At 68.9% G+C, this 26,827-nt stretch carries 26 protein-coding genes; 9 read left to right on the top strand and 17 right to left on the bottom strand.

The features are described from left to right. Positions 1-9: 9 nt before the first annotated feature. From ETC07_RS08915 to ETC07_RS08925, 3 genes are all read left to right on the top strand, one after another. The gene (locus ETC07_RS08915) at positions 10-444 is read left to right on the top strand and encodes a PAS domain S-box protein (protein WP_136248161.1); all 435 of its coding nucleotides are present in this window, start codon (positions 10-12) and stop codon (positions 442-444) included. A 133-nt stretch (positions 445-577) separates the two neighbouring features. Continuing rightward, the gene (gene ettA / locus ETC07_RS08920; RefSeq protein ID WP_136248162.1) at positions 578-2,239 is read left to right on the top strand and encodes an energy-dependent translational throttle protein EttA; all 1,662 of its coding nucleotides are present in this window, start codon (positions 578-580) and stop codon (positions 2,237-2,239) included. 225 nt (positions 2,240-2,464) lie between these two features. Then, the gene (locus ETC07_RS08925) at positions 2,465-3,805 is read left to right on the top strand and encodes a DUF2254 domain-containing protein (RefSeq protein ID WP_136248163.1); all 1,341 of its coding nucleotides are present in this window, start codon (positions 2,465-2,467) and stop codon (positions 3,803-3,805) included. Here ETC07_RS08925 and lpxL read toward each other — a convergent pair. From lpxL to ETC07_RS08985, 12 genes are all read right to left on the bottom strand, one after another. Then, positions 3,799-4,713 (bottom strand): LpxL/LpxP family Kdo(2)-lipid IV(A) lauroyl/palmitoleoyl acyltransferase, encoded by a 915-nt coding sequence (lpxL, locus tag ETC07_RS08930; RefSeq protein ID WP_136248164.1) that lies wholly within the window; start codon positions 4,711-4,713, stop codon positions 3,799-3,801. The two genes, ETC07_RS08925 and lpxL, sit on opposite strands and share 7 nt — an antisense overlap. A gap of 9 nt (positions 4,714-4,722) precedes the next feature. Next, positions 4,723-5,832 carry an alanine racemase gene (gene alr, locus ETC07_RS08935; protein WP_136248165.1) on the bottom strand — a complete coding sequence of 370 codons (1,110 nt, stop codon included), beginning with the start codon at positions 5,830-5,832 and terminating at the stop codon, positions 4,723-4,725. 208 nt (positions 5,833-6,040) lie between these two features. Beyond that, a complete protein-coding gene (gene rpoS / locus ETC07_RS08940; RefSeq protein ID WP_136248166.1) occupies positions 6,041-7,027 on the bottom strand; it encodes an RNA polymerase sigma factor RpoS in 987 nt (328 codons plus the stop codon). A 115-nt stretch (positions 7,028-7,142) separates the two neighbouring features. Next, on the bottom strand, positions 7,143-8,267 hold the full coding sequence (locus ETC07_RS08945) for a peptidoglycan DD-metalloendopeptidase family protein (protein ID WP_136248167.1): 1,125 nt from the start codon (positions 8,265-8,267) through the stop codon (positions 7,143-7,145). A gap of 7 nt (positions 8,268-8,274) precedes the next feature. Further along, the gene (locus ETC07_RS08950; protein ID WP_136248168.1) at positions 8,275-9,237 is read right to left on the bottom strand and encodes a DUF368 domain-containing protein; all 963 of its coding nucleotides are present in this window, start codon (positions 9,235-9,237) and stop codon (positions 8,275-8,277) included. Between the two features lie 118 nt (positions 9,238-9,355). After that, positions 9,356-10,048: a protein-L-isoaspartate(D-aspartate) O-methyltransferase gene (locus ETC07_RS08955; protein ID WP_136248169.1), complete on the bottom strand. Its 693-nt coding sequence runs from the start codon at positions 10,046-10,048 to the stop codon at positions 9,356-9,358. Next, on the bottom strand, positions 10,035-10,781 hold the full coding sequence (gene surE / locus ETC07_RS08960; RefSeq protein WP_136248170.1) for a 5'/3'-nucleotidase SurE: 747 nt from the start codon (positions 10,779-10,781) through the stop codon (positions 10,035-10,037). The genes ETC07_RS08955 and surE overlap by 14 nt, the downstream gene beginning before the upstream one ends. Then, positions 10,756-11,898 (bottom strand): tRNA pseudouridine(13) synthase TruD, encoded by a 1,143-nt coding sequence (gene truD / locus ETC07_RS08965; RefSeq protein ID WP_136248171.1) that lies wholly within the window; start codon positions 11,896-11,898, stop codon positions 10,756-10,758. Before truD ends, surE begins: the two co-directional genes overlap by 26 nt. Continuing rightward, positions 11,891-12,376, bottom strand: coding sequence for a 2-C-methyl-D-erythritol 2,4-cyclodiphosphate synthase (ispF, locus tag ETC07_RS08970; RefSeq protein ID WP_136248251.1), 486 nt, complete (start codon positions 12,374-12,376; stop codon positions 11,891-11,893). The genes truD and ispF overlap by 8 nt, the downstream gene beginning before the upstream one ends. Further along, positions 12,376-13,053 (bottom strand): 2-C-methyl-D-erythritol 4-phosphate cytidylyltransferase, encoded by a 678-nt coding sequence (ispD, locus tag ETC07_RS08975; RefSeq protein WP_240724608.1) that lies wholly within the window; start codon positions 13,051-13,053, stop codon positions 12,376-12,378. Before ispD ends, ispF begins: the two co-directional genes overlap by 1 nt. A gap of 47 nt (positions 13,054-13,100) precedes the next feature. Beyond that, positions 13,101-13,403 carry a cell division protein FtsB gene (gene ftsB / locus ETC07_RS08980; protein ID WP_136248173.1) on the bottom strand — a complete coding sequence of 101 codons (303 nt, stop codon included), beginning with the start codon at positions 13,401-13,403 and terminating at the stop codon, positions 13,101-13,103. Between the two features lie 121 nt (positions 13,404-13,524). Further along, positions 13,525-14,664: a GNAT family N-acetyltransferase gene (locus tag ETC07_RS08985; RefSeq protein ID WP_136248174.1), complete on the bottom strand. Its 1,140-nt coding sequence runs from the start codon at positions 14,662-14,664 to the stop codon at positions 13,525-13,527. 215 nt (positions 14,665-14,879) lie between these two features. On the opposite strand from ETC07_RS08985, the gene edd reads away from it, so the two are divergent. The 5 genes from edd (at position 14,880) to ETC07_RS09010 (ending at position 21,070) form a co-directional block, all read left to right on the top strand. Then, on the top strand, positions 14,880-16,766 hold the full coding sequence (gene edd / locus ETC07_RS08990) for a phosphogluconate dehydratase (protein WP_136248175.1): 1,887 nt from the start codon (positions 14,880-14,882) through the stop codon (positions 16,764-16,766). Positions 16,767-17,133: 367 nt separating this feature from the next. Further along, a complete protein-coding gene (gene glk, locus ETC07_RS08995) occupies positions 17,134-18,102 on the top strand; it encodes a glucokinase (RefSeq protein WP_136248176.1) in 969 nt (322 codons plus the stop codon). Between the two features lie 40 nt (positions 18,103-18,142). Continuing rightward, positions 18,143-19,162, top strand: coding sequence for an aldose epimerase family protein (locus tag ETC07_RS09000; RefSeq protein ID WP_205742528.1), 1,020 nt, complete (start codon positions 18,143-18,145; stop codon positions 19,160-19,162). Beyond that, positions 19,159-20,034 (top strand): aldo/keto reductase, encoded by an 876-nt coding sequence (locus tag ETC07_RS09005; protein ID WP_136248177.1) that lies wholly within the window; start codon positions 19,159-19,161, stop codon positions 20,032-20,034. Before ETC07_RS09000 ends, ETC07_RS09005 begins: the two co-directional genes overlap by 4 nt. 34 nt (positions 20,035-20,068) lie before the next feature. Then, positions 20,069-21,070, top strand: coding sequence for a carbohydrate kinase family protein (locus tag ETC07_RS09010; protein WP_136248178.1), 1,002 nt, complete (start codon positions 20,069-20,071; stop codon positions 21,068-21,070). Between the two features lie 111 nt (positions 21,071-21,181). Here ETC07_RS09010 and ETC07_RS09015 read toward each other — a convergent pair whose 3' ends face one another. From ETC07_RS09015 to zwf, 3 genes are read right to left on the bottom strand one after another with little or no spacing between them, the layout of a single operon-like run. Then, complete coding sequence (locus tag ETC07_RS09015) at positions 21,182-21,844, bottom strand: bifunctional 4-hydroxy-2-oxoglutarate aldolase/2-dehydro-3-deoxy-phosphogluconate aldolase (RefSeq protein ID WP_136248179.1); 663 nt, start codon at positions 21,842-21,844, stop codon at positions 21,182-21,184. A 28-nt stretch (positions 21,845-21,872) separates the two neighbouring features. Beyond that, positions 21,873-22,538 (bottom strand): 6-phosphogluconolactonase, encoded by a 666-nt coding sequence (gene pgl, locus ETC07_RS09020; protein ID WP_136248180.1) that lies wholly within the window; start codon positions 22,536-22,538, stop codon positions 21,873-21,875. A gap of 49 nt (positions 22,539-22,587) precedes the next feature. Continuing rightward, complete coding sequence (gene zwf, locus ETC07_RS09025) at positions 22,588-24,096, bottom strand: glucose-6-phosphate dehydrogenase (RefSeq protein WP_136248181.1); 1,509 nt, start codon at positions 24,094-24,096, stop codon at positions 22,588-22,590. A gap of 228 nt (positions 24,097-24,324) precedes the next feature. On the opposite strand from zwf, the gene ETC07_RS09030 reads away from it, so the two are divergent. Further along, on the top strand, positions 24,325-25,188 hold the full coding sequence (locus ETC07_RS09030) for a MurR/RpiR family transcriptional regulator (protein ID WP_136248182.1): 864 nt from the start codon (positions 24,325-24,327) through the stop codon (positions 25,186-25,188). Positions 25,189-25,262: 74 nt separating this feature from the next. On the opposite strand, the gene ETC07_RS09035 is transcribed toward ETC07_RS09030, so the two are convergent. Both ETC07_RS09035 and ETC07_RS09040 read right to left on the bottom strand, forming a co-directional pair. Beyond that, entirely contained in the window at positions 25,263-26,150 is an 888-nt protein-coding gene (locus ETC07_RS09035) for an SMP-30/gluconolactonase/LRE family protein (RefSeq protein ID WP_136248183.1), read from the bottom strand. 64 nt (positions 26,151-26,214) lie between these two features. Then, on the bottom strand, positions 26,215-26,820 hold the full coding sequence (locus ETC07_RS09040) for a 2-dehydro-3-deoxy-6-phosphogalactonate aldolase (RefSeq protein ID WP_136248184.1): 606 nt from the start codon (positions 26,818-26,820) through the stop codon (positions 26,215-26,217). Positions 26,821-26,827 lie beyond the last annotated feature (7 nt).

Below are 26,827 nucleotides of genomic sequence, written 5' to 3' on the forward strand. Positions count from 1 at the left end.
AATGCCTCGATGAAACGCCCGCCCCTGATCAGCCCGGAGCTACTCGAACGCATGGTCGATGCCTCCGAGGACGGCATCGTCATCGCCGAACGGGAAGGCGACGAGACCATCCTGATCTACGTCAATCGAGGCTTCGAACGCCTGACCGGCTACGGCGCCGACGAGATCCTCTATCGCGACTGTCGCTTCCTGCAGAACGACGACCGCGACCAGCCGGCCCTGGCCTCGATCCGCCAGGCTCTCGCCGAGGGGCGGCCGTGCCGCGAGGTGCTGCGCAACTACCGCAAGGACGGCACCCTCTTCTACAACGAGCTGTCGATCACCCCGGTCTTCGACGAGCAGGACGCGCTCACCTACTTCATCGGCGTGCAGAAGGATGTCACCGAACGCGTCGAGGCCCAGCAAGCGCTGGCGCGGCTCAAGGCCGAACATGGCCTGCCCTGAAGGCCCACCACCGCATGCCCGGGCCAACACGACTAGCCTTTGCGCAGCCCGGGCTCTATCATCGTGGGCCTACGGATTCTGCTATCAGAACCTCCAACCCGCACTCCGCTTTTCAAAACATTAGTGAGATTCCATGGCGCAATACGTCTACACCATGAATCGGGTGGGCAAGGTCGTTCCCCCCAAGAAACAGATTCTCAAGGACATCTCGCTGTCCTTCTTCCCGGGCGCCAAGATCGGCGTGCTCGGCCTCAACGGCGCCGGCAAGTCGACCCTGCTGCGCATCATGGCCGGCGTCGACACCGAGTTCGAGGGTGAAGCCCGTCCGATGCCGAACATGCAGGTCGGCTACCTGCCCCAGGAGCCGGAACTCGACGACGAGAAGAACGTCCGCGAGACCGTTGAAGAGGCGCTGGGCGCCATCAAGGAGGCCCAGGAGAAACTCGACGGCGTCTATGCCGCCTATGCCGAGCCCGACGCCGACTTCGACGCCCTGGCCGCCGAGCAGGCGCGCCTCGAGAACATCATCGAGGCCTCCGATGCCCACAACATCGAGCGCAAGCTCGAGGTCGCCGCCGAAGCCCTGCGCCTGCCGCCCTGGGAGGCCCAGGTGGGCAACCTTTCCGGCGGCGAGCGCCGCCGTGTGGCGCTGTGCCGCCTGCTGCTCTCCGGCCCCGACATGCTGCTGCTCGACGAGCCGACCAACCACCTGGACGCCGAGTCCGTGGCCTGGCTCGAGCGCTTCCTGCACGACTACAGCGGCACCGTGGTGGCGATCACCCACGACCGTTACTTCCTCGACAACGTGGCCGGCTGGATCCTCGAGCTCGACCGCGGCGAAGGCATTCCCTTCGAGGGTAACTACTCCGGCTGGCTGGAGGCCAAGGAGCAGCGCCTCGCGCAGGAGGCCAAGCAGGAGGCCTCGAAGAACAAGGCCATCAAGCAAGAGCTCGAGTGGGTGCGCTCCAACGCCAAGGGTCGACAGGCCAAGAGCAAGGCGCGCCTCAACCGCTTCGAGGAGATGCAGTCCGGCGACTTCCAGAAGCGCAACGAGACCAACGAGATCTACATTCCGCCCGGCCCGCGCCTCGGCGACAAGGTCATCGAGTTCCACGGCGTGTCCAAGGCCTTCGACGACAAGCTGCTCTACGAGAACCTGGACTTCGCGCTGCCGCCCGGGGCCATCGTCGGCATCGTCGGCGGCAACGGCGCCGGCAAGTCGACGCTGTTCAAGCTGATCACCGGCCAGGAACAGCCGGACAGCGGCGAGGTGGTCCGCGGCGAGACCGTCGACATCGCCTATGTGGAACAGCTGCGCGACGCCCTGGACAACAAGCAGACGGTCTGGGAAGCGGTGTCCGACGGCCAGGACATCCTCAACATCAACGGCTACGAGGTGTCGTCGCGAGCCTACGTGGGACGCTTCAACTTCAAGGGCAACGACCAGCAGAAGCGCCTGTCGGACCTGTCCGGCGGCGAGCGCGGTCGCCTGCAGCTGGCCCAGACCCTGAAGCAGGGCGCCAACGTGTTGCTGCTCGATGAGCCGTCCAACGACCTGGACATCGAGACCCTGCGTGCCCTCGAGGAGGCCCTGCTGGCCTTCCCCGGCTGCGCCCTGGTCATCTCCCACGACCGCTGGTTCCTCGACCGCATCGCCACGCACATCCTCGCCTTCGAAGGCGAGTCCCACGTGGAGTTCTTCGAGGGCAACTACACCGAGTACGAGGCGGATCACAAGAAGCGCGTCGGTGACGAGACCCCGCACCGCATGAAGTACAAGCGCATCGACGCCTAAGCCGCACGCCTTGCGCGGCACGCTCGACAAGACCCCACGGCCGCAAGGTCGTGGGGTCTTTCTGGTTGGGCCCTGGCGCCGACGGTCGGCGAGCGTTGGCTCCGAGGCTAGACAGCGACGCTCGAAGCCGCCATAAGAAGAGCATGGCGAGTCGCGGGGCGCCGCGCCCGCCTGTAGCGGAGTCGACACGGCTTCGATGCCCCCCTGGCCGCGCGAGGACCGGACATGTCGCCGACGCTCCTGCTGCACCCCCTTCAGCTCATCCGCAGCTTCACCAGCAGCATCGCCTACCTGCCGACGCTGGCCGCCGCGAGTTACGGCCTGCTGGGCCTGCTGATCCTGCTGAGCACCACCCTCGACATCGGCTTTCCCGACGGCCTCGCCCCCTGGATCCCGGAACTGCCCGACGGCGCCCGCTCACTGCTGGCCGCGCTGCTCGGCGGCATGATCTCGCTGATGGTGTTCAGCTTCTCCATGGTCATGTCGACGCTCTCTCAGGCCGGCGGCAACTTCTCCCACAAGCTGGTGTTCGGGCTGGTCAGCGAACGCCGCCATCAGTGGGTACTGGGCCACTACCTGGGGACCATCCTGTTCCTGCTGCTACTGATGATGGCACCGGAAGAGGCACGCGGCTGGATGGGCCCAGCCATCTATCTGGCCTGCCTGCTGGTCGTCCACTGCCTGGGGCTGTTCGTCTATTTCATCCACAACGCCTCACAGTCGGTACAGATCGATGCGGTGATCCGCGGCCTGCATGGTACGGCGCTGGCGGCCATGCGCCGTCAGCAGGCACGGCGGCGGCAAGGCGAGCACTGGCGCTGCCTGGACCCGCGCCCGCTGCCACGCACGCCCTGCCACGAGATCACGATGCGTCAGGAAGGCTATGTCCAGAACGCCGATATCGCCGCCATGGCGGACCTGGCGAGACGCCTGAACGGCCGGCTGCACCTGAGCTTTCGCTTCGGCGACTACCTGATCCGGGGCGCTCCGCTGGCCATCCTGGAGGGTGCCGAACCCCCTGATGCGGCCTGGCAGGAGGCGCTGCAGGATTGCCTGGTGCGCCTGGACGGCGAATCGGTGAGCGAGCACTACATGCACGGCATGACCCAGCTGATGGAAGTCGCGCTCAAGGCCCTGTCGCCGGGCATCAACGACCCGGGCACGGCACGCCTGTGCCTGCACCGCCTGACCGACCTGCTGAACCAGCATCTGGCCTGGCAACCGCCCAATGCGCGGCTCGACGCGGAGGGACGACTACGCGTCACCTGGCCGCTGGAGCCCTTCGACAGCCTGCTGCATCGGCTGTTCGTGCCCCTGCTGCACTACGGCGGCGACGACCAGAGCGTGCTGTTGGGCCTGCTCAAGGCCCTCAAGGCGCTGTCACGCGAGGCCAGCGGCGAGCCTCTCCGCGCCCTGCAGGCCATGGCCGAGCGCGTCGTCGCGCGGCTCGACCGACTGTCTGACCATCCCATGGATCGAGCCTTCGTCGGCGACCGGCTGACCCGAGGCCGCCATCGACTGGCGCTGCCCGGCGAGCTGCCGCCCGCCGGCGGCGACGCTCAATAAAGCTTCGACTCGCCCTTGGGGCGGGTCTTGAAGCGCCGATGCAGCCACAGGTACTGCTCGGGGTGGCGACGAATGGCGTCCTCGATGACGGCATTGATCCGGGTGGCATCGGCCACCTCGTCGCCGCTGGGGAAGTCCTCCAGCGGCGGCAGGTATTCCAGGCTATAGGTGCGCCCATCGGGATTGCGGTGGAAGATCAGCGGCATCACCGGCGCCCCGGTCATGCGGGCGATCTTGGCGGTCAGCTTGATGGTCGCCGCCTCGACGCCGAAGAAGGGAGCGAACACGCTGGCATCGCGGCCGAAGTCCTGGTCCGGCGAGTACCAGACGTTGTGCCCCGCCTTGAGCCGACGCACCGCGCCACGCAGGTCATGGCGATCGATGGCGCGGCCGAAGACGCGCGAACGCGCCCGGGTCATGAAACGCTCGAACAGCGGGTTATCGTGGGGCCGATAGACCGCATCGGCGGGGAAGAACAGCGAGTGCAGGGCCCCGCCCAGGTCCAGGGTCGAGAAGTGCACGCCGATGATCAGCACCCCCGTGCCCTGGGCCTGGGCACGGGCCATGTGCTCCTGCCCCTTGAAGGTCACGCGATGTCGCAGGTGTTCGGGGTCCCGGCACCAGCCGGTGGCCGTCTCCAGGATGCCGATGCCGTTGGCGATGAACGACTCCCTGACGAGGCGCGCACGTCGGGCCTCGTCCAGCTCGGGGAAACACAGCCGGATATTGGTCTCGGTGATGTGTCGGCGCCGCCCGGCGAAGCGCCAGGCGGCCAGGCCGATGGCTCGGCCGATCCACAGCTTGAGCCGCCAGGGCAGCCAGGCGGAGACGCGCATGGCGGCGATGGACAACCAGGTCGGCCAGTAGCGGGGATGGGCGAAGGAGGTCGTGGTCTCGTCCTGGGACATGGGGCACTCTTACTCGGGTTCCGCCCCATGATAGCGCCTCGGCACCCTGGGCAGCACCCCGGTGAGCAACGTATAGCTGATGGTATCGCAGTGGCGGGCCACCTCATCCACGGACAGCGTCTCGCCGCCGGAGCCGCGCCCCCACAGCACCACCTCGCTGCCGATGCCGGCCTCGGGCAGCGCGGTCAGGTCGACGATCAGCATGTCCATGGAGACCTTGCCGGCGATCGCGGTACGCCGACCATCGACCAGCACCGGGGTACCGTCGGCGGCGTGGCGGTCATAGCCGTCGCCGTAGCCACAGGCCACGATGCCGACACGCGAAGGCCGCGGCGCCGTCCAACGGCCGCCATAGCCCACCGGCTCACCCTCTTCCAGCTCGCGCACGGCGATGATCTCGGAGCGCAGCGTCATCACCGGCGCGAGGCGCCGACTGGCGGCATTGGCGTGCTCCAGGGGGTCGCTGCCATAGAGCATCACCCCCGGGCGATTCCAGGCGCCGTGGGCCTCGGGCCACGCCAGGGTCGCCGGCGAATTGGCCAGGCAGGTGGGCGCGCCCAGGCGCCCGGCGAGCTCGGCCAGCAGCGCCGACTGGCGGTGGAAGTAGCCGCTATCGACGGCATCGGCGGTGGCGAAGTGGCTCATCAGGTGCAGGTCACAGGCGTAGTCAGGCGCCGCGCGCAGGCGTCGCCAGGCCGCCTCGGCCCGCTCGGGTGGGAAGCCCAGCCGGTGCATGCCGGAATCCACCTTGAGCCATACCGGGATCGGCCTCGTCGGACGCCACGCCAGCAAGGCATCGAGCTGCCAATCGCTGTGCACCGCCATCCACAGCCCCAGGGCCTCGACGCGGGCGAGCTCTTGGCTCTCGAAGATGCCCTCCAGCAGCACGATGGGTGCACCGATGCCGGCCTCGCGCAGGGTCTCGGCCTCCTCGAGACACGCCACCGCGAAGGCCGGGGCGAGCCCCTCCAGGGCTCGGGCACAGGCCACCAGGCCATGGCCGTAGGCATCGGCCTTGAGCACCGCCACGGACCGGCTGTCGGGCGCGAGATCACGGGCCAGGCGATAGTTATGGCGCAGGGCGTCCAGGTCGATGTCGGCACGCAGCGGTCGGGCCATGCGGGGAGTCTCCGGATACGAGGGAAAGGGCCCTATTATTTTTCAATCCTGAGGCTTTTTCACGCCACTAACGACCAAAATATTTCTGCATTGCGAGATTTATCTCTGCATTTATATCGGCGGGCAGGATATATCTCCCACCCACCCCTTCCAACGCAAAAAGCCAGGGCTCGGCCCTGGCTTTCGGTCAAGGATAGCCTCGGCGGGCTCACTCGAAGATGGCATCCAGATCGAGCCCCTGCTTGTCGAGCAGCCGGCGCAGCTTCTTCAACGCTTCCACCTGTATCTGGCGCACCCGCTCGCGCGTCAGGCCGATCTCCTCACCGACCTGCTCCAGGGTCGAAGCCTCATGGCCACGCAGGCCGAAGCGTCGTACCACCACCTCGCATTGCTTCTCGGTGAGCTCGGCCAGCCAGTCATCGACGTGCTGCTTGACGTCGCCGTCCACCAGGGTCGACTCGGGCCCCTGCTCGTGATCGTCGGCCAGCGTCTCGATCAGCGGCTTGTCACTCTCACCGCCCACGGGGTAGTCGACCGACGAGACCCGTTCGTTGAGCCCCATCATCTTCTTGACGGTCGCCACCGGCTTGTCGAGGTGATCGGCGATCTCCTCGGCGGTGGCCTCGTGATCGAGCTTCTGGGTCAGCTCGCGGGCCGCCCGCAGGTAGATGTTGAGCTCCTTGACCACATGGATCGGCAGACGAATCGTGCGGGTCTGGTTCATCAGCGCTCGCTCGATGGTCTGGCGAATCCACCAGGTGGCGTAGGTCGAGAAGCGGAAACCACGCTCGGGATCGAACTTCTCCACGGCACGGATCAGCCCCAGGTTGCCTTCCTCGATCAGGTCGAGCAGGGTCAGGCCACGGTTGAGATAGCGCCGGGCGATCTTGACCACCAGGCGCAGGTTAGACTCGATCATGCGCGATCGACCGGCGGGGTCGCCATCGCGGGCGAGGCGGCCGTAGAAGACCTCCTCCTCCGGCGTCAGCAGCGGCGAGAAGCCGATCTCATTGAGATAGATCTGGGTGGCGTCGAGGCTGTGATGGTTATGGCGGTCCTCGCGACTCAGCGCCTTCTCGAAGGCCGCCGCATCGCCAGCGTCGGGCGCGGCGTCGCCGAGCTCGACCTCTCGCTCCCCCGCTTCTGCGGCCGACTCCATGTCCACCTCGTTCAGGTCCCGTTCAAGCATGCTCATCGATGGCTGCCCCTGGTTGTATCGAGCATCGTGTCATGCTCGAAACGATCGCTGTCAGAGATTGTCATTGTATGGTGTTGCGTGGCTGACACGAGCGGCTTGGCGACCCTTTCCTTCAACGCTTCGGCAGGTACTCCAGCGGATCCTGAGGCTGGCCGTCCTTGCGCACCTCGAAGTGCAGCCTGACATCCTCGGCGTCGCTGTCGCCCATACTGGCGATCACCTCGCCGGTCTCGACGACATCGTTTTCCTTCACACGCAGGCTGTCGTTATGGGCGTAGGCGCTCAGGAACTCGTCGTTGTGCTTGAGCAGGATCAGGTTGCCGTAGCCGCGCACCCCGCTGCCCGCATAGACCACGATACCTGGCCCGGCCGCCTTGACAGATTGCCCCTTTTGCCCATCGATATCAATGCCAGCGGTGATGCTGCCTCCCGTGCCGAAATTGCCGACCACCTCGCCGTTGGCGGGCCACTGCCAGGGCACCTCGTCCACCGGCGTGTATTCGCGTGTCTCGCTGCCGCCGGTCTCCGGCTCGCCGGCCACCTGGGTCCCGGCATCGGCCTCGGGTTCCGTGCCGGTATCGGCCTGAGCCCCACCCGCATCGGCACCGTCGTCGACGGCGGGCGCCTGCTCGGTGGCTGTCTCTTCGCCTGCCGACGCCGCCTGCTCTTGCTGCTCGCGGCTCTGGCGCTCGGCCTGGTCGGCCTCGCTCAGCGTCCCGTCGGCGCCCGGGCTTTCGGGGTCGTAGACCGGCCCCGGGCCTTGGGTGCTGGCCTCGGCGCTGGCCACGGCCTCGCTGTCGACACTGGCTTCACCACCGCTGCGCTCGGTGCTGCCATCGGGCAGCAGCCACTCCATCGAACCATCGCCCTGATCATCGCCGCCGAGACCGGTCGCCACGGCGCCGGCGCCCGCCGCGGCTCCGGCCGAGCTCGCCGCCGCAGCCGATTCACCACCGCCGGCGCCACCACCGCTGCCACCCAGCGACAGCTGCTGTCCCGGCTGAATGTTATAGGGCGGCTCGATACGGTTGAGCCGCGCCAGGTCGCGATAGTCCATCTCATGGCGCCAGGCGATGCCGTAGAGCGTATCGCCGGCCTCGACGGTATAGGCGGCCGGGCGGTCGCCCGCGCGGCTGGATGACAGGTCCTGTACCTGTACCGGTGGCGGCGCCTCCTGGGAGGCGGCACAGCCGCCCAGAGACAGGGCCAGCCCTGAAATCAGCAAAACCTTATGCATTGAATGCTTACTCCTTGTCCTCGTGTCGGCCGCCCAGCGCGGCGGACTGACCGCCGCCCTGGTTCCTGCCGATGCCCCACACCAAGGCGGCACCGGCCAGCATCAGCGCGACCACCGCCACCAGCTGGGCGGGATCGCCGGTGGTCTCGGTGAACGCCGACGGCGTCAAATAACGGTAATCGAGGGGGATCATCTGGCCATCGGCGCCGAGCTGGTAACTCACCAGCTCGCGCCATGGCCACAACACCGGCAGCGAGCCGAGGATGAACCCCACCAGCAGTTGCAGGGTCGCGGTGTGAAAACGCACCAGCAACCAGCACAACAACCGCGAGAAGGCGAACAATCCGATCAGACAGCCGCCGCCGAACAGCGCGATCGCCCCCAGGTCGAACTCGCGGATCGTGTCCATCACCTTGCCATAGAGGCCCATCGTCAGCAGCAGGAAACTGCCCGATACCCCCGGCAGCAGCATCGCGCTGATGGCGATGGCACCGCCCACTACCAGGACCAGCTCGGGGCTGCCGAGCCGACCGATCAACGGCATCAACGCCGGCAGCGCCTGGGCCAGCAGCAGGCCGATGGCCAACGGCAGCAGGTGCCACACGCGCCAGTCGGCGGGATGCCGGCCGACCACCAGCGCCGATGCCGCCACCAGGCCGAAGAAGAAGCCGCGCAGCAACAGCGGCTGATCCGCCATCAGCCACACCACCAGGTGGGCGACGCTGATCAGGCTGGCGGCGATGCCCGCCAGCAGCGGCAGCAAGAACCCCAGGTTGAGATGCTCGACCAGCCCGGCCCCACCGCCACGCCGCCAGGCCCCGATGGCGCTGGGGCCGAAGCGGCGCACCGTCAGCAGCAGTTCTTCGTAGATGCCGGTGATGAAGGCGATGGTTCCTCCGGAGACACCGGGCACCGCATCGGCGGCCCCCATCCCCATGCCCCGTAACAAGAGGCCTAGTTGACGCTTCAAGAACTTACTCCCCAGAAAACACTGATGTATGACGACGCTTGCCATAGGGCCTCACGACATAAATCAACGCTTTCGTTGTCCCGCATCCGCCACTCCACCTGGCCCTTCCAGCTCCGGCCTAACGGATGACGCCCTCCAGCAACGGCACGAAGCGTACCGTTTCCAGGCGCTGCGTCTCGAACCGCGTTCCTTCCCGACGCACCCGCACCAGCCGCTGCGTGCCATCCTGCTCGGCCAGCGGGGCGATCAGCACCCCGCCATCGGCCAGCTGGGCCAGCAACGGCTCGGGCAGCGTGCTGGCGCAGGCGGTCAGCAATATGGCATCGAATGGCGCCGCTTCCGGCCAGCCGTGTCCGCCGTCGGCCAACCGCAGGCGCGCGTTGTGCGCACCGAGCAGCCTCAGCCGTTCGCCGGCGCGGCGATGCAGGGCATTGATGCGCTCCACCGACCAGAGTTCCGTCACCACCCTGGCGAGCACCAGGGTCTGGTAGCCGGAGCCGGTGCCGATCTCCAGTACCCGCGTCGGCGCCTGCTCGCGGAGCAGCTCGGTCATGCGCGCCACGATCCACGGCTGGGAAAGCGTCTGACCATGACCGATGGGCAACGAGGTGTCCTCGTAGGCACGATGCGCCAGGGCTTCGTCGAGGAACAGATGGCGCGGCTCGCCGGCCATCACCTCCAGCACCCGGTGGTCGGCGATGCCCTGGCGGGCGAGACGCTCGACCATGCGGTCGCGGGTGCGCTGGGAGGTCATGCCGACTCCCTGCAACCACTCGGGGCGAGGGTAGCGGCGAGTATCAGGTGAGCGCATCCAGCCATTCCTGCACGTCGTCACGAGCCGCATGCCGAGTCAGGTCAATCTGCAGCGGGGTGATGGACACGAAACCGGCCTCCACGGCGGCGAAATCGGTATCCGGTCCGTCGTCGGCGCTCTCACCCGCGGCGGCGATCCAGTAACGCTTGCGACCGCGCGGGTCACGCACTTCCAGCGGTTTCGCCGCCGGGCCTCGGTGTCCCTGACGCGTCACCCGCAGGCCGCGGATCTCCTCCCAGGGCAGGTCCGGCACGTTGACATTGAGCAGGCTGCGCGGCGGCAGCGAGAGCCGGTCGGCGGCACCGACCAGGCTCGCCGCCACCCGCCCGGCGGTCTCGAAATGATGCCTTCCGACCAGCGACATGGCGATCGCCGACATGCCCAGGTTGCGGCCCTCCATGGCGGCGGCCACGGTGCCCGAATAGAGCACGTCGTCGCCCAGGTTGCCGCCGTGGTTGATGCCCGAGATCACCAGATCGGGGCGCTCTCCCCAGACCCCGTTGACGCCCAGGTAGACGCAGTCTGCCGGGGTGCCGTCGACGCTGTAGAAGCCGTTATCGAGGGTCGACAGCGCCAGCGGCCGGGTCAGGGTCAGGGAGTTGCTGGCACCGCTCTTGTCGCGGTCGGGAGCCACCACGCGCAGCCGCGCGTGGGCCGCCAGGGCATCATGCAGGGCACGCAGGCCCGGGGCATGCACTCCGTCATCATTGGACAGCAGCAGTCGACGCATCCGCGGCTCCTTGCTCGGGCCCCGATCGGGGCGTATGGAAACTCAGGGTCGGGTGGGCGATCAGCTCACGCAGCACGGCGGTGGCGAAGGCGCCGCGGGGCAGCGCGAAGGAGAACCATGCCTCCCCCTCGCCCGGCTCGAGGCATGGTGCTTGCAGACGCAGGCGCAACGCGCGGCGGGCCGTCTTCACCCCGGCCCGTTCGAGGCCGGCGCACAGCTCGGGATGCGCCGCCCCCTGGGCCTGCTCACGGGCCCGCGCCTCGTCGAGCGCCAGCGAGTCGCCCTGCCCCCAGAGCACGCCGCTGGGATGCAGGTCGAGCCGCGCGGCACGCTCGCGCAGCGAATCGTCGAGCGACTCGGCGACGAACAGGCTCGATGAACCGTCGAGGATCACTGCCTCGCCGGGCAGCGGCGTCGACCAGTCGCCCTCGACGATGCGCGCGGCCAGCTGTTCGTTGAACAGGTAACTACGCGCCGCGGAGAGCAGCATGCCGTCGCGGTCGTCGCGCTTGCGCCAGCCACGAGCCAGCACGCGTGAGGCATGATGCAGGTTGCGGCCATCCGCGCCGAAACGCTGCGGGCCGAAATAGTTGGCCACGCCATGATGACACAGCCAGGCCCAGCGCTCGGCGAGATGCGGGTCGCTCAACGCCTCGCCGGTGACGCGCAGGCGAAACCGGTTGGCAGCATGCACGCCCCGCTTGAGTTTGCGCGGGTGGCGGATGACCTCGAGCAGCGTCAGCGGCAGGTCGGCCAGCCGGGCCTCGAGATCGCCCGGCGCCTCGCGGCCAGGCAGGTGCACCGAGAACCACTGGCGGGTCACCGCGTGGCGATCCTTCATGCCGGCGAAGCCGACATCGCGCTGCGTGACCTCACAGGCCTTGGCCAGCCGACGGGCGACCAGGCTGGTGGTCAAGTCGCGCTTCTCGAGCCACAGCCACAGATGCTCGCCCTGCCCCTCGGGGGCGAAGCCCAGCTGTTCCTCGACCCGGAAATCCTCCGGCGTCGCCCGATAGCCGCCGGGCAACGGCGCACCGAAGCGCGCATCCAGCACCCGGGGCCAGCTCGGCGGCCAGACGATCGGCGCGGCTTGCTCCGTGGACGTCGTCTCAGGCATCGCCGGCCTCTCCCGTCAGCAGCACCACCGCCTCGGCGGCGATGCCTTCGCCGCGGCCGGTGAAACCCAGCCGCTCGGTGGTGGTCGCCTTGACATTGACCGCGCCCCGCTCGACCGCCAGGTCGGCGGCGATGCGCTCGGCCATCACTTCGACATGCGGCGAGAGCTTCGGCGCCTGGGCCATCACCGTGGCGTCCAGGTTGCCGACCCGGTAGCCGGCCTCGCGCACGAGTGCGACGACTCGGCGCAGCAGCTCACGGCTGTCGGCGCCGGCCCAGGCCGGATCGCTATCGGGGAAGTGACGACCGATGTCGCCCAGCGCGCAGGCGCCGAGCAGGGCATCGCAGATCGCGTGAAGCAGCACGTCGCCATCGGAGTGGGCGACGAAGCCTTGCGCGAAGGGAATGGCGACACCACCGATCCGCAGGTGGTCGCCCTCGCCGAAGCGATGGACGTCGAAGCCGTGGCCGATTCGCATCATGCGGTGTCGTTCCTGTCAGCGGGGTGATCGGACATGCCCTGGGCGGCGAGGATCGCCTCGGCCAGCGCCAGGTCCTCCGGGTGAGTGATCTTGAGGTTGTCGCGGCGAGCGCTGACCAGACGCGGCGAGAGGCCGAGCGCCTCCACCGCCGAGGCCTCATCGGTGACCGCGAGGCCACGCGCACCGGCCTCGGCAAGCGCCCGGCGCAGCACCCCGTAAGCGAAGCCCTGGGGCGTCAGGGCGTGCCACAGGCCAGCGCGCGGCGCGGTGGTCTCGACTCGCCCGGCGCCATCGTCGCGTTTCATGGTATCGGCCACCGGCGCGGCCAGCAGGCCCCCCACCGCGTCCTCGGCGATCGTCGCCGCCAGCCGGTGCAGGTCGTCGACACGCACACAGGGGCGGGCCACATCATGCACCAGCACCGGGTCGGCCTCATCGGCCTCGTCGGCGATGGCAGCCAGGGCGTTGGTCACCGAATCGACACGCTCATCGCCCCCCGCCACCCGTCGCCAGTCGGCGAAGGGCACCGTGGCCGGATCGAAGTGGGCGTCGCCAGGGTCCAGACACAGGCACAGCCGCGCCGCGGGGAAGGCCGCGTGGAGCCGCGCCAGGGTCGCGGCCAGCACCGTGCGGCCGGCCAAAGGCAGATACTGCTTGGGCAGCGCGGCGCCCATGCGGCGTCCGCGGCCCGCCGCGGGCACCACCAGCCAGAGTCGTTCGCTCACCGTGACTCTCCTGCGCCGGGCTCCCCGGCATCGGGGACCCAGAAGAACTGCTCGTCGCGGCGCACCATGCCGATATCGCTGCGCGAGCGCTCCTCGATGGCATCGAGGCCGTTCTTGAGATCGACCACCTCGGCGGCGAGTCGCTCGTTGCGCGCTCGCAGCGGCGCGTTTTCGGCCTCCAGGCGGTCCACCCGCTGGCGCACTTCGGCCAGCTCGCGCAGTCCGCCCTCGCCGAACCACAGGCGATACTGCAACAGCGCCTGCAGGGCGATGAGCACGATGGCCAGCCACTTGAGCATGAAGAGGGTCCGTCACCAGAGAATTCAAGGGCGTAGTATGCCATCTTCCCTCGGCCGCCTCATCCATCGAAACCCTGGCGGCGGCGGATCGCTCGACGCCCCGCCGCCGGCGTGTCGGCGCTCATTCGGCGGCGCGAAACGGCAGGGCCCGCTCGGCGGCCGCGATGTAGGCCGTGACTCGGGCGTCCTCCTCGGCGCAGAAGCGTGCCACTCCGTCACGCAGACGAGGGTCGGCGATATGATGCAGCGAGATCAGCCGGCGCGGCGCGAAGCCGCGGGTCAGCTTGTGCTCGCCCTGGGTACCGGGATCGAAGCACGAGAGCCCCCGCGCCAGGCAATGCTCGAGGCCCTGGTAATAGCAGGCCTCGAAGTGCAGACCATCGGCCTCGATCTCGCTGCCCCAGTAGCGACCATAGAGCGTGTGGCGCCCCTGCAGGCACAGCGCCGCGGCCACCGGCCGGCCGTCGAGGCGCGCCTGTACCAGCACCAGCGCCTCGGGCAGATCGCGGCGTAGGCGCAGGAAGAACGCCTCGTTGAGATAGCCCTGCTGCCCGCGTTCCAGGTAGGTGATCCGATAGCAGCGATAGAAGTGTGCCAGGTCGGCCTCACCGATCTCCTCACCCTCCAGCCGGTGCAGGGTCAACCCCTGCTCGGCGACCCGGCGGCGCTCGCGACGGATGGCCTTGCGCCGTTTGGCGGTCAGGGCGGCGAGGAAACCATCGAAGTCGCCGTAGCCGCGGTCTCGCCACTGGAACTGCACGCCACCGCGGGCGATCAGCTCAGGCCGCGCCTCGCGCCAGCCGGCCACCTCCCCCTCTTCGGCGAACAGCAGGTGCCAGCTCGACAGCGTCGTGGCCTCCCAGGCCTCGGCCAGCAGGCACCGCGCCGCGAGGGGATCGACGCCATCGGCCAACACCAGCCGCGGCCCCGGCGCCGGGGTGAAGGGGATCGCACTGAGCCCCTTGGGGTAGTAGCGTCCCCCGGCCCGCTCCCAGGCGTCGGCCCAGGCCCAATCGAAGACGTACTCACCGAAGGAATGCTGCTTGTGGTAGTGCGGCAGCAGCCCGACCAACGCATCGCCGCACCACAGCGTCAGGTGGCGCGGCGTCCAGCCGCTCTCGGCGCACACCGAACCGCTGGCCTCCAGGGCATGCAGGAACTCGTGGCGCAGGAAGGGGTGATCGTCGCCCACCAGAGCGTTCCAGGCCTCGGCCGCTACCGCGGCCACAGCGGGCTGCTCGACGACTCGCAGGTCGCTCATGGACGCTCCCCCGGGCACCGGCTGACGTCAGCCGACGCAACACCTACCCTAGATGACATCATGAGGCATACCCTCTCCTGGCGATGCAGGGCTCTCGAACGCCCGCATGGTAAAATAATTACAACTATAGCCAAACACCCCGGGCAAACCCCTATGCAGGGTGTTATTTTTGCTAAACTTACGAAAACTTATCTCTCACGTTGCCGAGGTGTCCCATGGCCCAAGCATCCACGCCACTCAATGCCACCGTCCAGCAGGTCACCCAGCGCATCCGCGAGCGCAGCGCCGAGCGCCGTGCGCTCTACGAGCAGCGCATGGCCGACCAGCACCAGCGCGGCGTGCATCGCGGCGAACTCTCCTGCGGCAACCTGGCGCATGGCTTCGCCGCCTGCGGCACCCAGGACAAGAATGCCCTGAAGATGATGAACTCGGCGAACCTGGGCATCATTTCCGCCTACAACGACATGCTCTCCGCCCATCAGCCGCTTGAGACCTTCCCCGAGACCATCAAGGCCGCCGCCCGCGACATGGGCTCCACCGCCCAATTCGCCGGCGGCGTGCCCGCCATGTGCGACGGCGTCACCCAGGGCCAACCGGGCATGGAACTGTCGCTGTTCTCCCGCGACGTGATCGCCATGGCCACCGCCGTGGGGCTCTCGCACAACATGTTCGATGCCGCGCTGTATCTCGGCGTGTGCGACAAGATCGTGCCGGGGCTGTTCATCGCCGCGGCACGCTTCGGCCACCTGCCGGCCGTGTTCGTGCCCGCCGGCCCGATGCCGACCGGCCTGCCCAACAAGGAGAAGGCCCGCGTGCGCCAGCGGTTCGCCGAGGGCAAGGCCAGCCGCGAGGAACTGCTCGAAGCGGAGTCCGAGTCCTACCACAGCCCGGGCACGTGCACCTTCTACGGCACCGCCAACTCCAACCAGCTGATGATGGAGATGATGGGGCTGCACCTGCCGGGCACCTCCTTCGTCAACCCGGGCACCGAGATGCGCGAGGCGCTGACCCGCTTCGCCACCGAGCAGGCGATCCGCAACACCGAGCCCGGCGGCACCTATCGCCCCTTCTACCAGCAGATCGACGAACGCGCCATCGTCAATGCCGTGGTCGGCCTGCTGGCATCCGGCGGCTCTACCAACCACACCATGCACCTGGTGGCCATGGCCGCCGCGGCGGGCCTCACCCTGACCTGGGACGACTTCACCGATCTCTCGGCGGTGACGCCGAGCCTGATGAGGGTCTATCCCAACGGCCAGGCGGACATCAACCACTTCCAGGCCGCCGGCGGCATGAGCTACCTTTTCCGCGAACTGATCGGCGCCGGGCTGATCCACAGCGATATCCCCACCGCCTTCGGCACCGACATGACCGCCTATACCCAGGAACCCTTCCTCGAGGACGGCAAGCTGACCTGGCGCGAGGGCCCGCAGCAGAGCCTCGACGAGGACGTGCTGCGCCCGGTCGCCACGCCCTTCGCCCCCACCGGCGGGCTCACCGTGCTCGACGGCAACCTGGGGCGTGGCGTGATCAAGGTCTCGGCGGTGGCGGAAGAACACCGCGTGGTCGAGGCCCCGGCGCGGATCTTCGAGGACCAGAACGACCTCAAGGCGGCCTTCGACGCCGGCGAGCTGGACCGCGATGTGATCGCCGTGGTGCGCTTCCAGGGGCCCAAGGCCAATGGCATGCCGGAGCTTCACAAGCTGACGCCGTTCCTCGGCGTACTGCAGGATCGCGGCCACAAGGTCGCCCTGGTCACCGATGGCCGCATGTCCGGCGCCTCCGGCAAGGTCCCGGCGGCCATTCATATCAGCCCCGAAGCGCTGGACGGCGGACCGCTGTCCAAACTCCACGATGGTGATATCGTGCGCCTCGATGCCGACGCCGGCACCCTGGAGGCCAAGGTGAGCGCCGCCGATTGGGCCGAGCGCGAGCAGCGCGTGGCCGAGCTGGACCACTACCATGTCGGCCTGGGCCGCGAGCTGTTCGGTGGCTTCCGCCATCTGGCCATGCGCGGCGAGGAAGGCGCCGGGGTGTTCGGTGGCTTCGAGGCCGACGACCTGGCCCGCCAGGCCGGCCAGATCCATGACGAGGACGCCTGAGGCGATACCCACGCCGCGTTCGCCTCGTGCCACAGCGTGGATATAGCCATCGGGAGCGGGGAACCAGGCCCCGCTCCCGCGATTGTTTGAAAGAGACGAATTGACGATGACCCGACCCGCACTAATTGGTGTGGCTATCGAAAGCGCGGCACCCGGCCCGGTTGGCGTGGCTGATTGAGAGACGAACCTGACGATGACCCGACCCGCATTAATTGGTGTGGCTATCGAAAGCGCGGCACCCGGACCGGCTGGCGTGACTGATTGAGAGACGAACCTGACGATGACCCGACCCGCACTAATTGGTGTGGCTATCGAAAGCGCGGCACCCGACCCGGTTGGCGTGGCTGATTGAGAGACGAACCTGACGATGACCCGACCCGCACTAATTGGTGACATCGGCGGCACCAATGCCCGCCTCGCCCTGGTGACCCCGGGGGCCTTCGCGCCCCACGACATCCTGAGCCTGCCCTGTGCCGACTATCCCGGCCTGGTCGAGGCGATACGCGACTACCTGGAACGGGTCGGCGCCGTGGGCGACAACGCCCCGCGCGAGGCCTGCCTGGCCTTCGCCTGCCCGACCCACGGCGAGCATATCAAGCTGACCAACAACCCCTGGTCGTTCTCCCGCACCGGGGTGCGAGAGGCCCTGGGGCTCGAGTTGTTCAAGGCGATCAACGACTTCACCGCCCAGGCCCTGGGCGTGCCCCACGTGGCCGAGGGCGAACTGTTCGAGGTACAGCCCGGCGAGGCGATGCCCCATGCCGCGCGGCTGGTGATCGGTCCCGGCACCGGGCTCGGCATGGCCGGCGTCTTTCCTGGCCGCCATGCCTGGATCCCGCTGCCCACCGAGGGTGGCCACGCGACCTTCGCCCCCACCGACGAGCGCGAGCACAACCTGCTGCGCTACTTCCGCAACCGCTACGGGCGTATCTCGGTCGAACGCCTGATGTGCGGCCAGGGGCTGCTGGATCTCTACCTGGCTCACTGTTCGCTGAAGGGCAGCAATCCGAGCTGCACGACGCCCGCCGAGGTTAGCGCGGCGGCCGCGAGCGGAGACGCCGTGGCGCGTGATACCCTGCTGCGCTTTTTGAAGATCCTCGGCGACGTCAGCGGCGATGCCGCGCTGACCCTCGGTGCCCGAGGCGGGGTCTACCTGTGTGGCGGCATCCTGCCACGGCTGCTCGACTGGCTGCCGCAGAGCCGCTTTCGCGAGGCCTTCGCCGACAAGGGGCGCATGAACGCCTATAACGCCGACATCCCGGTCCGGGTGGTCACCGCGCCCTGGACGGGCCTGCTGGGCGCCGCCGAGGCCCTGCACAACGAAGAGGTCGAATGACTCGACGCCAGGCGTCGAGCGACCCGATGGAGGAGATCGCATGATTCCCGCTTCCCTGCGCGCCCTGCTGGACGCCACCGACGGCCAGCGCCGCGCCGAATGGGCTGGCCGCGAGATATGGCTGGCCCGCGAGGCCTGGGGTGAACTCGTGGTGTCGCTTCAGGGCGCCCAGGTGCTTCACTATTTGCCGTCGCCCAAAGACGCGACCACCGAGGGCTCTCCTTCCCGTGCGCCCGAAGACGCGCACGCCGAGAACTCCTCTCCCGCGCCCGATGCCGCGCGAGACGCCGCGACATCACCGGCCGGCGAGACAACGAACGACGAAGAAACCCTGGTGCCCGGCGGCTGGCTGTGGGTCACGCCCACCCCCCAGACGCTACCCGGCGCCATCCGCGGCGGCATCCCGCTGTGCTGGCCGTGGTTCGCCGACGAGAACACCGCCGACGAGTCCGCGGACCGTTCCGGCCCCATGCACGGCCCGGCGCGCAAGGCCGACTGGCGCCTCGACGCCGTGGATGAGCACGAGGAAGGCGTCGAGCTGCACCTCTCGCCGCTGGAGCGCCTGCACACCCAGCTGGTGCCGCGCGCGGTGATCCAGGCCAACGCCCATCGCCTGCACGTGGAGCTGATCACCGAGCACCGCGGCGAGACGCCGGTCAAGATCACCGGCGCCCTGCACAGCTACCTGGCGGTGAACGACGCCACGGCCTGTCGCGTCGAAGGGCTGGTCGGCGCCCGCTACCTGGACAAGCTCGCCGACTTCGCCGAGCGCGAGCAACAAGGCGAGCTGGGCGTGCGTGGCGGCCTCGATCGCATCTACCACACCAACGCCGAGCTGACGCTGGACGACGGCCACCGCCGGCTGCGCATCGCCCGTCAGGACAGCGACTCGGCGGTGGTCTGGCATCCCGGCGACGCGCTTCCGACCGACACCTCCGCCGCCGCGGGCCGCCGTTTCCTGTGCGTCGAGGCGGCCAACACCCGGCTCGACCCGGTGTGGCTGGTGCCCGGCGCCCAGCACCTGCTGGGCACCACCCTTTCCCTTGCGAGCGACGCATGAGCGACGCCCCGACCTTCGACGCTCCCTTCGCGCTGGGCATGATGTCCCTGCACGAGGCACCTGAGCTGCACGCCCCCGAACGGCTGGCCGACTGGCTCGAGGCACGCCTCGACCAGGGTCTGCACTGGTTCGACCACGCCGACATCTACGGCGACCGGGCCGGAGAGACGCTGTTCGGTGCCGCGCTGCGTGCTCGCCCGGGCCTCGCCCGGCGCGTCCGGGTGGTGACCAAGACCGACATCGTCACCCCTGAGCGCGATACCTCGCCGTTCGCCGTCAAGCACTACGACAGCTCGCCGGCCTACGTGACCCGGGCCATCGATGCCTCCCTCGAGCGGCTCGGCGTGGCGCGCCTGGACCACTTCCTGCTCCATCGCCCCGATCCGCTGATGGACGCCGAGGCCACCGGCCGGGCCCTCGACGACGCCATCGCCGCCGGCAAGATCGGCGCCGCCGGCGTCTCCAACTTCCCGCCGGAGGCCTGGCGCCGGCTGCAGGGCGCCATGCACGGGCGCCTGTCGGCTCACCAGCTGCAGCTGTCGCTCGACCACCCCGCGCCGCTGTTCGATGGCCTCTTCGATGCCGTGGTCGGCGACGGCCAGGCCCCCATGGCCTGGTCGCCGCTGGGCGGCGGCCGGACGCTGAACGGCCCGGCGGCGCCTGTGCTGCACGCCCAGGCCGAGGCCTTCGGCGTCAGCCCCGCCGGCCTGGCCCTGGCCTGGCTGCGCGCCCTGCCCGGGCGACCGCTGCCGGTGATCGGCAGCCTCAAGCCCGAACGCATCGAGACGCTGTGTCGTGACGCCGAGCTCACGCTGCCGCGCCCGGCCTGGTTCGCCCTGCTCGAGGCCGCCCGCGGCCACGAGGTGGCCTGAGCCCGCCCACCGCTTATCGTGAGGAACCGCGCTCATGCTGCCCGTCATCGCCTTCGGCGAGGCCCTCGTCGACATGCTCTCCAGCCGGCTGGGGGAACCCGCCGACGAGGCGTCGGAGACCCTCGCCCGTGAAGCCTTCACCCCCTATGCCGGCGGCGCCCCGGCCAACGTCGCCGTGGCCTGCGCGCGGCTCGGCGTGCCCAGCCGCTTCCTCGGCATGCTCGGCGACGACCACTTCGGTGACTTCCTGGCCGAGGAGCTGACCGCCCAGGGTGTCGATGTCTCCGGCGTACGGCGCACCCGCGAGGCGCGCACCGCGCTGGCCTTCGTCTCCCGGGATGCCGAGGGCGAGCGCAGCTTCGACTTCTACCGACCGCCCGCCGCCGACCTGCTCTATCGCCTCGAGCACCTGCCGGCCGGCGTGTTCGCCGAACCCGCGGTGCTGCATCTGTGCAGCAACAGCCTGACCGACCCGGCGATCGCCGAGACCACCCTGGCCATGGCCGAGATGGCCGCCCGGGCCGGCTGTGTGGTCAGCGTCGACGCCAACCTGCGCCACAGTCTCTGGGCCGAAGGCCGCGCCGACGCCGCCCTGGTCACCCGGCTGCTCGACCGCGCCGACCTGCTCAAGCTATCCCGCGACGAGGTCGACGACCTGCGCGGCGATCATCCCGAAGACGCCTGGCTGGCCGAACGCCTGGCCGCCGGGGTCAAGCTGGCGGTGATCACCGACGGCGCTGGCGACGCGCGCGCCCTGGGGGCCGGGCTGTCGCTATCCGTCACCCCGCCGGCGGTGCAGGCCGTTGACACCACGGCGGGAGGAGACGCCTTCATCGGTGGGCTGCTGGCCGCCCTCGCCGAAAGCGGCTTCACGGAAGGCTGGCACCGCGACACGGCACGCCTGGGGATCGCCCTGGCCTTCGCCTGCCGCTGCGGCGCCCACGCCGTCACCCGCCCCGGCAGCTATGTCGCCCTGCCCACCCGGGGCGATGTGGATGGCCCGGTTCCCGCCGAGGGCGACCGCCCTTCTTCCTGAACCATGCCCCGCGCCCGTGGTGCACGACAAAAAAGCCCCGGCCAAACTGGCCGGGGCACAAGGACAGCCGATGGCTGTCGAGAGAGAACCCGGTGGGCTCGATAAGGAAACTCAGTGGTGGAAACGCTCCGCGGCCTCCTGGGCCAGTCGGCGGATGGCGCTCCAGTCTTCGGCCTCGACCAGCGACTTGGGCGTCAGCCAGGAGCCGCCCACGCACATCACGCTGGGCAGCGCCAGGTAGTCGCCGGCGTTATCCAGGCTGATGCCGCCGGTCGGACAGAAGCGTGCCTCGGCGATCGGCCCGGCGAAGGCCTTGAGGGCCTTGACGCCACCGCTGGCCTCGGCGGGGAAGAACTTGTAGCGGCGATAGCCGTACTGCCAGCCGATCATCAGCTCGGAGACGGTGGCCACACCAGGCAGCATCGGCACCGGGCTCTCGACGCCGTAGCGATACAGGGCCTCGGTGGTGCCCGGGGTCACCACGAAGTCGGCGCCGACCTGTTCGGCCTGGCGATACTGCGCCGGGGTCAGCACGGTGCCGATGCCGACGCTGGCCTGGGGCAGCGCCTCCTTGATGCGACGCGTGGCTTCCAGCGCACAGTCGGTGCGCAGGGTCACCTCCAGCACGCTGAGCCCCCCTTCGACCAGGGCGGTGGCCAGGGGAACGGCGTCTTCCACGCGCTCGATGGCCAGCACCGGGATCACCTCGGCCTTGAGGCAGATGCTGTCGATCTCGGTGGTGCGCGTGGAGGGCAGCTGTTTGTCGATCGTCATGTCATGGCTCCAGAAAGAGGTCCGGGGCTCAGGGCGCCCAGTAGATGCCGAGCGGGCCGGCCAGGAAGGCGCGAATCGGCAGCGCCCGGGTGTCGTCGCCGGCCAGGGCGCGGCCCAGCACGGCGCGCTTCTCCTCGCCGGTGATATGCAGGAAGTGGCGCGGGCAGTGGTGCAGCCGATCGGCACTCAGGGTGATCCGTGGCTGCGGCTGGCTCGGCGTGCGCACCGCCACCACCGAGTCGTCGGTGGATAGCGCCAGGGCGAGTTCCTGGCTGTCGGGGAACAACGAGGCGGTGTGGCCATCGCCACCCATGCCCAGGATCACCACACTGGCCGGCCAGTCGAGCGCCGCGAGACGCTCGCTCACCTCGGCCACGCCCTGCTCGGGGGTGGCGGCCGTGCTGGTCAGCGGCACGAAGGTGGCCGCGGCGGCCGCCCCCTGCAGCAGGTGGGCACGCACCAGGCGAGCATTGCTGGCGTCATCGGTCTCGGCCACCCAACGCTCATCGGCCAGCGTCACGTCGACGCGCGCCCAGGGCAGCCGCATGGCGGCCAGGGCCTCGAAGAAGGGCACCGGGGTCGAGCCGCCGGACACCACCAGCAAGGCGCGCTCGCGCTGGGCCAGGTCGGCTCTCAGGGCCTCGGCCACGGCCTCGGCCAGCTGCCGAGCCAGTTGCTCACGGGATTGACTCATCTCCATCGTCCTCATTGCGGATGGCCTCGGGCCGATAGGCGTCTCGGCGTCAGTAGTCTTCGTACCAGCTGCGGCCGTCCTGGGTGATCATCGCGATCGAGGCGACAGGCCCCCAGGAACCGGCCGGGTAGCGGCGTGGCGGCTCGTCGCGGCTCTCCCAGGCGGCGATCAGGCTGTCACACCACTGCCAGGCATGCTCGACCTCATCGCGGCGCACGAACAGCGCCTGCTGGCCCTTCATGACCTCGAGCAGCAGCCGTTCATAGGCGTCGGGAATCCGCGTCTTGGGAAAGGCGTTGTGGAAGTCCAGGTGCAACGGGCCGCGCCGCAGGCGCATGCCCTTGTCCAGGCCGCTATCCTTGGTCAGCACCTCCAGCGCGATGCCCTCCTCCGGCTGCAGGCGGATCACCAGCTTGTTGGCGGCCAGGTTGCGCTGGTCGGGGTCGAAGATGTAGTGCGGCTGCTGGCGGAAATGGATGACGATCTGCGACAGCTTCTCCGGCATGCGCTTGCCGGTGCGCAGATAGAACGGCACTCCCGCCCAGCGCCAGTTGGCCACCTCGGTCTTCATCGCCACGAAGCTCTCGGTGTGGCTGCCCTGATTGGCGCCTTCTTCCTCGTGGTAGCCGGGCACGGGCTGGCCGTCGATGGTGCCGGCGATGTACTGGCCGCGCACCACGTCGCGCCCCAGCATCTCGTCGCTGAACGGCTTGAGCGCCTTGAGCACCTTGACCTTCTCGTCGCGGATGGCATCGGCGTCGAGGTTGGCCGGCGGGTCCATGGCGATCAAGCAGACCAGCTGCAGCAGATGGTTCTGGACCATGTCACGCAGCTGGCCGGCCTCGTCGAAGTAGCCCCAGCGCCCCTCGATGCCGACCTTCTCGGCCACGCTGATCTCCACATGGGAGATGTGATTCTGGTTCCACTGGGTGCCGAACAGCGGATTGGCGAAGCGCATCGCGATCAGGTTCTGGACCGTTTCCTTGCCCAGGTAATGGTCGATGCGATAGACGCGCGACTCGGGGAACACCGCCCCGATGGCGTCGTTGATCTCGGCGGACGAGGCGAGGTCATAGCCGATCGGCTTTTCCACCACCACCCGACTCTCGGCGTCGAGGCTGCCGCTGGATTCCAGATGCTGGCAGATATCGCCATAGATCTTGGCACCCACCGACAGATAGACCACCATCGGCCGCTCGATGCCCTGGCGCCAATCGCGAATGGCGGCGTAGCCATCGGGCTGGGTGAAGTCGAGGGACAGGAAATCGAGCCGCGCCGTGAAGCGGGCGAGCGACTCGCGATCGAGCTCCTCGGCCGCGACATAGGTCGCCAGGGAAGCCTCGACACGCGCCTTGAAGGCGTCGACATCCAGCTCCTGGCGGGCCAGCCCCAGTAGCCGCGTGGCGGGGTCGAGCAGCCCCTCGCGCTCCAGATGGAAGAGCGCCGGGAAGAGCTTGCGCTGAGCCAGGTCACCGAGCGCCCCGAACAGGGCCAGGTCGATTGGCGCGCCGACATCGCCGAAGGCGTGTCCTGCCTGGGGCCGCTTATATTGGCTCATGAGCACCCTCATCTGGTTAAATTAACAAAATACTAGCCTATCACGCCGGCCATCTCCAAAAACTTTGTAAAATTACTACTTGATAAGGAGATGTCGAGGCGCCGGTCACTGGCCGCGACCTCTACGCACGCGCTAGGATAGTGGGCATAATGTAGTTAAATCACCACATCATATCGACACACCGGCGGTACCCGACGCCGTAGCCGCCTCACGGAGACTCCCTCGCGCATGGTCAGTCACGATCTGCTGGACCGCATTCGTCGCCGCCTCGATGAGCTCAACCGATCCGAACGCAAGGTCGCCGACGTCATCCTCGCCGACCCGACCGCCGCCACCAGCATGAGCATCGCCAGCCTGGCGCATGCGGCCTCGGTCAGCGAACCCACGGTCAATCGCTTCTGCCGCAGCTTCGACGCCAAGGGCTACCCGGACTTCAAGATCAAGCTGGCCCAGAGCCTGGCCGGTGGCACCCCCTACGTCACCCAGGCGGTAGAGCCCGGCGACGCGGCGCGGGAATACACCGGCAAGATCTTCGGTGCCACCATCGCCGCCCTCGACCTCGCCCGGCGCGAAGCCGACCCGGTGCGGGTCGAACGCGTGGTCGACTACCTGACCCAAGCCAAGCAGCTGCACTTCTTCGGCCTGGGCGCCTCCGGCGCCGTGGCCCAGGACGCCCAGCACAAGTTCTTCCGCTTCAACATCCCGGTATCGGCCTATATCGACGTGCTGATGCAGCGCATGATCGCCGCCGCCTGCCACACCGGCGACGTGGTGGTGGTCCTCTCCTACACCGGGCGCACCCGCGAGCTGGTCGACATCGCCCAGCTCGCCCGCCACAACGGCGCGGTAGTGCTGGGCATCACCGCGCCGGGCTCGCCGCTGGCCGACGAGTGCACCGAGACGCTGGCGGTCTCGGCCCCGGAAGACACCGACCACTACATGCCGATGACCTCGCGGATGGTTCAGCTGGCGTTGATCGACGTGCTGGCCACCGGCGTCACCCTGCGCCGCGGCGAGGACTTCCTGCCCCACCTCAAGCAGATCAAGGACAGCCTGCGCGAGACCCGCTATCCGATGAACGACGCGGATTGACCCAGCGCCGAGGCGACCGACAGCGGCGCACCCCGACGAGGCGCATACGCCGCCATGCGCCTCGGGAGATCGCGTCAACCGAGCCGCAGCGTCGGCTCGGCGAGCCCCGCCACCGAGAGATCGGCAACGAACAGGTCGCCGGCCTCGGGCTCGCGGGCGCGCTGCTCGGCGCTCATGCCCTCGCGGGCGGTGGTGACATAGAGCGAGGCCAGCCCTTCGCCGCCGAAGGCGGGGCAGGAAGGCTGGGAAGTAGGCAGGCTGACAGCGCCGATCTCGCGCCCTTCACGGTCCAGGCGCACCACCTTGCCGGCCCCCCATAGCGCCAGCCACATGGCGCCCTCGGCATCGATCACCGCGCCGTCGGGGTTGCCCTCACGCCGCGAGAAGTCCACCCAGGGCTCGGGCTCGCCGACGGGCCAGCCCTCGGCGTCCAGCACCCAGCGATAGACGATGCCGCGCGCGGTATCGGCGAAATGCGCATGCTCGCCCTGGGGCGAGAAGCACAGGGCGTTGGGGATGGTCAGCCCGCGTCTCAGGCAAACCAGCTCGCCACGATGCAGCCGATAGAGGCTACCGGCGCCGGATTCGGCGGCCTTGCCCATGCTCGACAGCCACAGGCTGCCGTGACGGTCGACGCGGGCGTCGTTGCTGCGGGTCACGGCGTTGTCGGCCTCGAACCCCATCAGCCGCTCCCGCGCACCGCCGTCCAGATCCAGGCGGCTCAGGCGATCCTCGCCGACCACCAGCATGCCGCCGTCCGCCAGCGGCGCGGCCAGCGAGGCCATGTGGTCGAGCGCGATCCGGCCCGTCTCGCCGCTCGCCGACGCCAGCCAGTGCAGCCGCTCGGCGAGGATGTCGCACCACACCAGGCGGTTCGATGCGGCGTGCCACTGCGGCCCCTCGCCCAGTTCACAACCGCTGGCCACGGCGCGGCGCGCCTTCGTCTCTCGTGTCTCACCCACGACCCTCTCCTCTCCCGTTGATGATGCTCGCCTGCCCGACGCATGGCGATGGCGTCGCTGCTCGCTATTCCCCGGCGCTGCGCCAGGCGGCGATCAGCTCACGGGCTCGCTCACCCACCTGCTCGGCGGTGAGCCCGGGGCGGTAGAGCGCGCTGCCGAGCCCGGCGCCATCCACGCCCGCGGCCCGCCACTGGGCGAAGTTATCGGCGCCGATGCCGCCGACGGCATAGAGCTCGGTGCCCGGCGGCAGCACGGCCCGCACCGCCTTCATGCCCTCCAGGCCGACCTGCACCGCCGGGAACAGCTTGAGCGCCGTGGCGCCGGCGTCCAAGGCATCGAAGGCCTCGGAGGGCGTGACGATGCCCGGATAAGAGGCCATGCCCAGCCGGCGGGTCTCTTCGATCACCGCCGGGCGACAATTGGGCGAGACGATCATCCGCCCGCCGACGGCATGCACGTCGCGCACCTGCTCGGCCGTCAGCACGGTGCCGGCGCCCACCTCGGCACGCCCGCCCAGCGCCTCCACCAGGCGGCGGATGCTCTCCAGCGGCTGGGGGGAGTTCAGCGGCACCTCGAGGCGCTCGAGGCCGGCGGCGAGCAGTGCCTCGCCGACCGCGACGGCCTCGTCGGGGGTGATGCCGCGCAGGATACCGATCAACGGAAGGGACATGGGGTAA

The organism is Halomonas borealis (assembly GCF_004798905.1).
Classification (GTDB): Bacteria; Pseudomonadota; Gammaproteobacteria; order Pseudomonadales; family Halomonadaceae; genus Halomonas; species Halomonas borealis.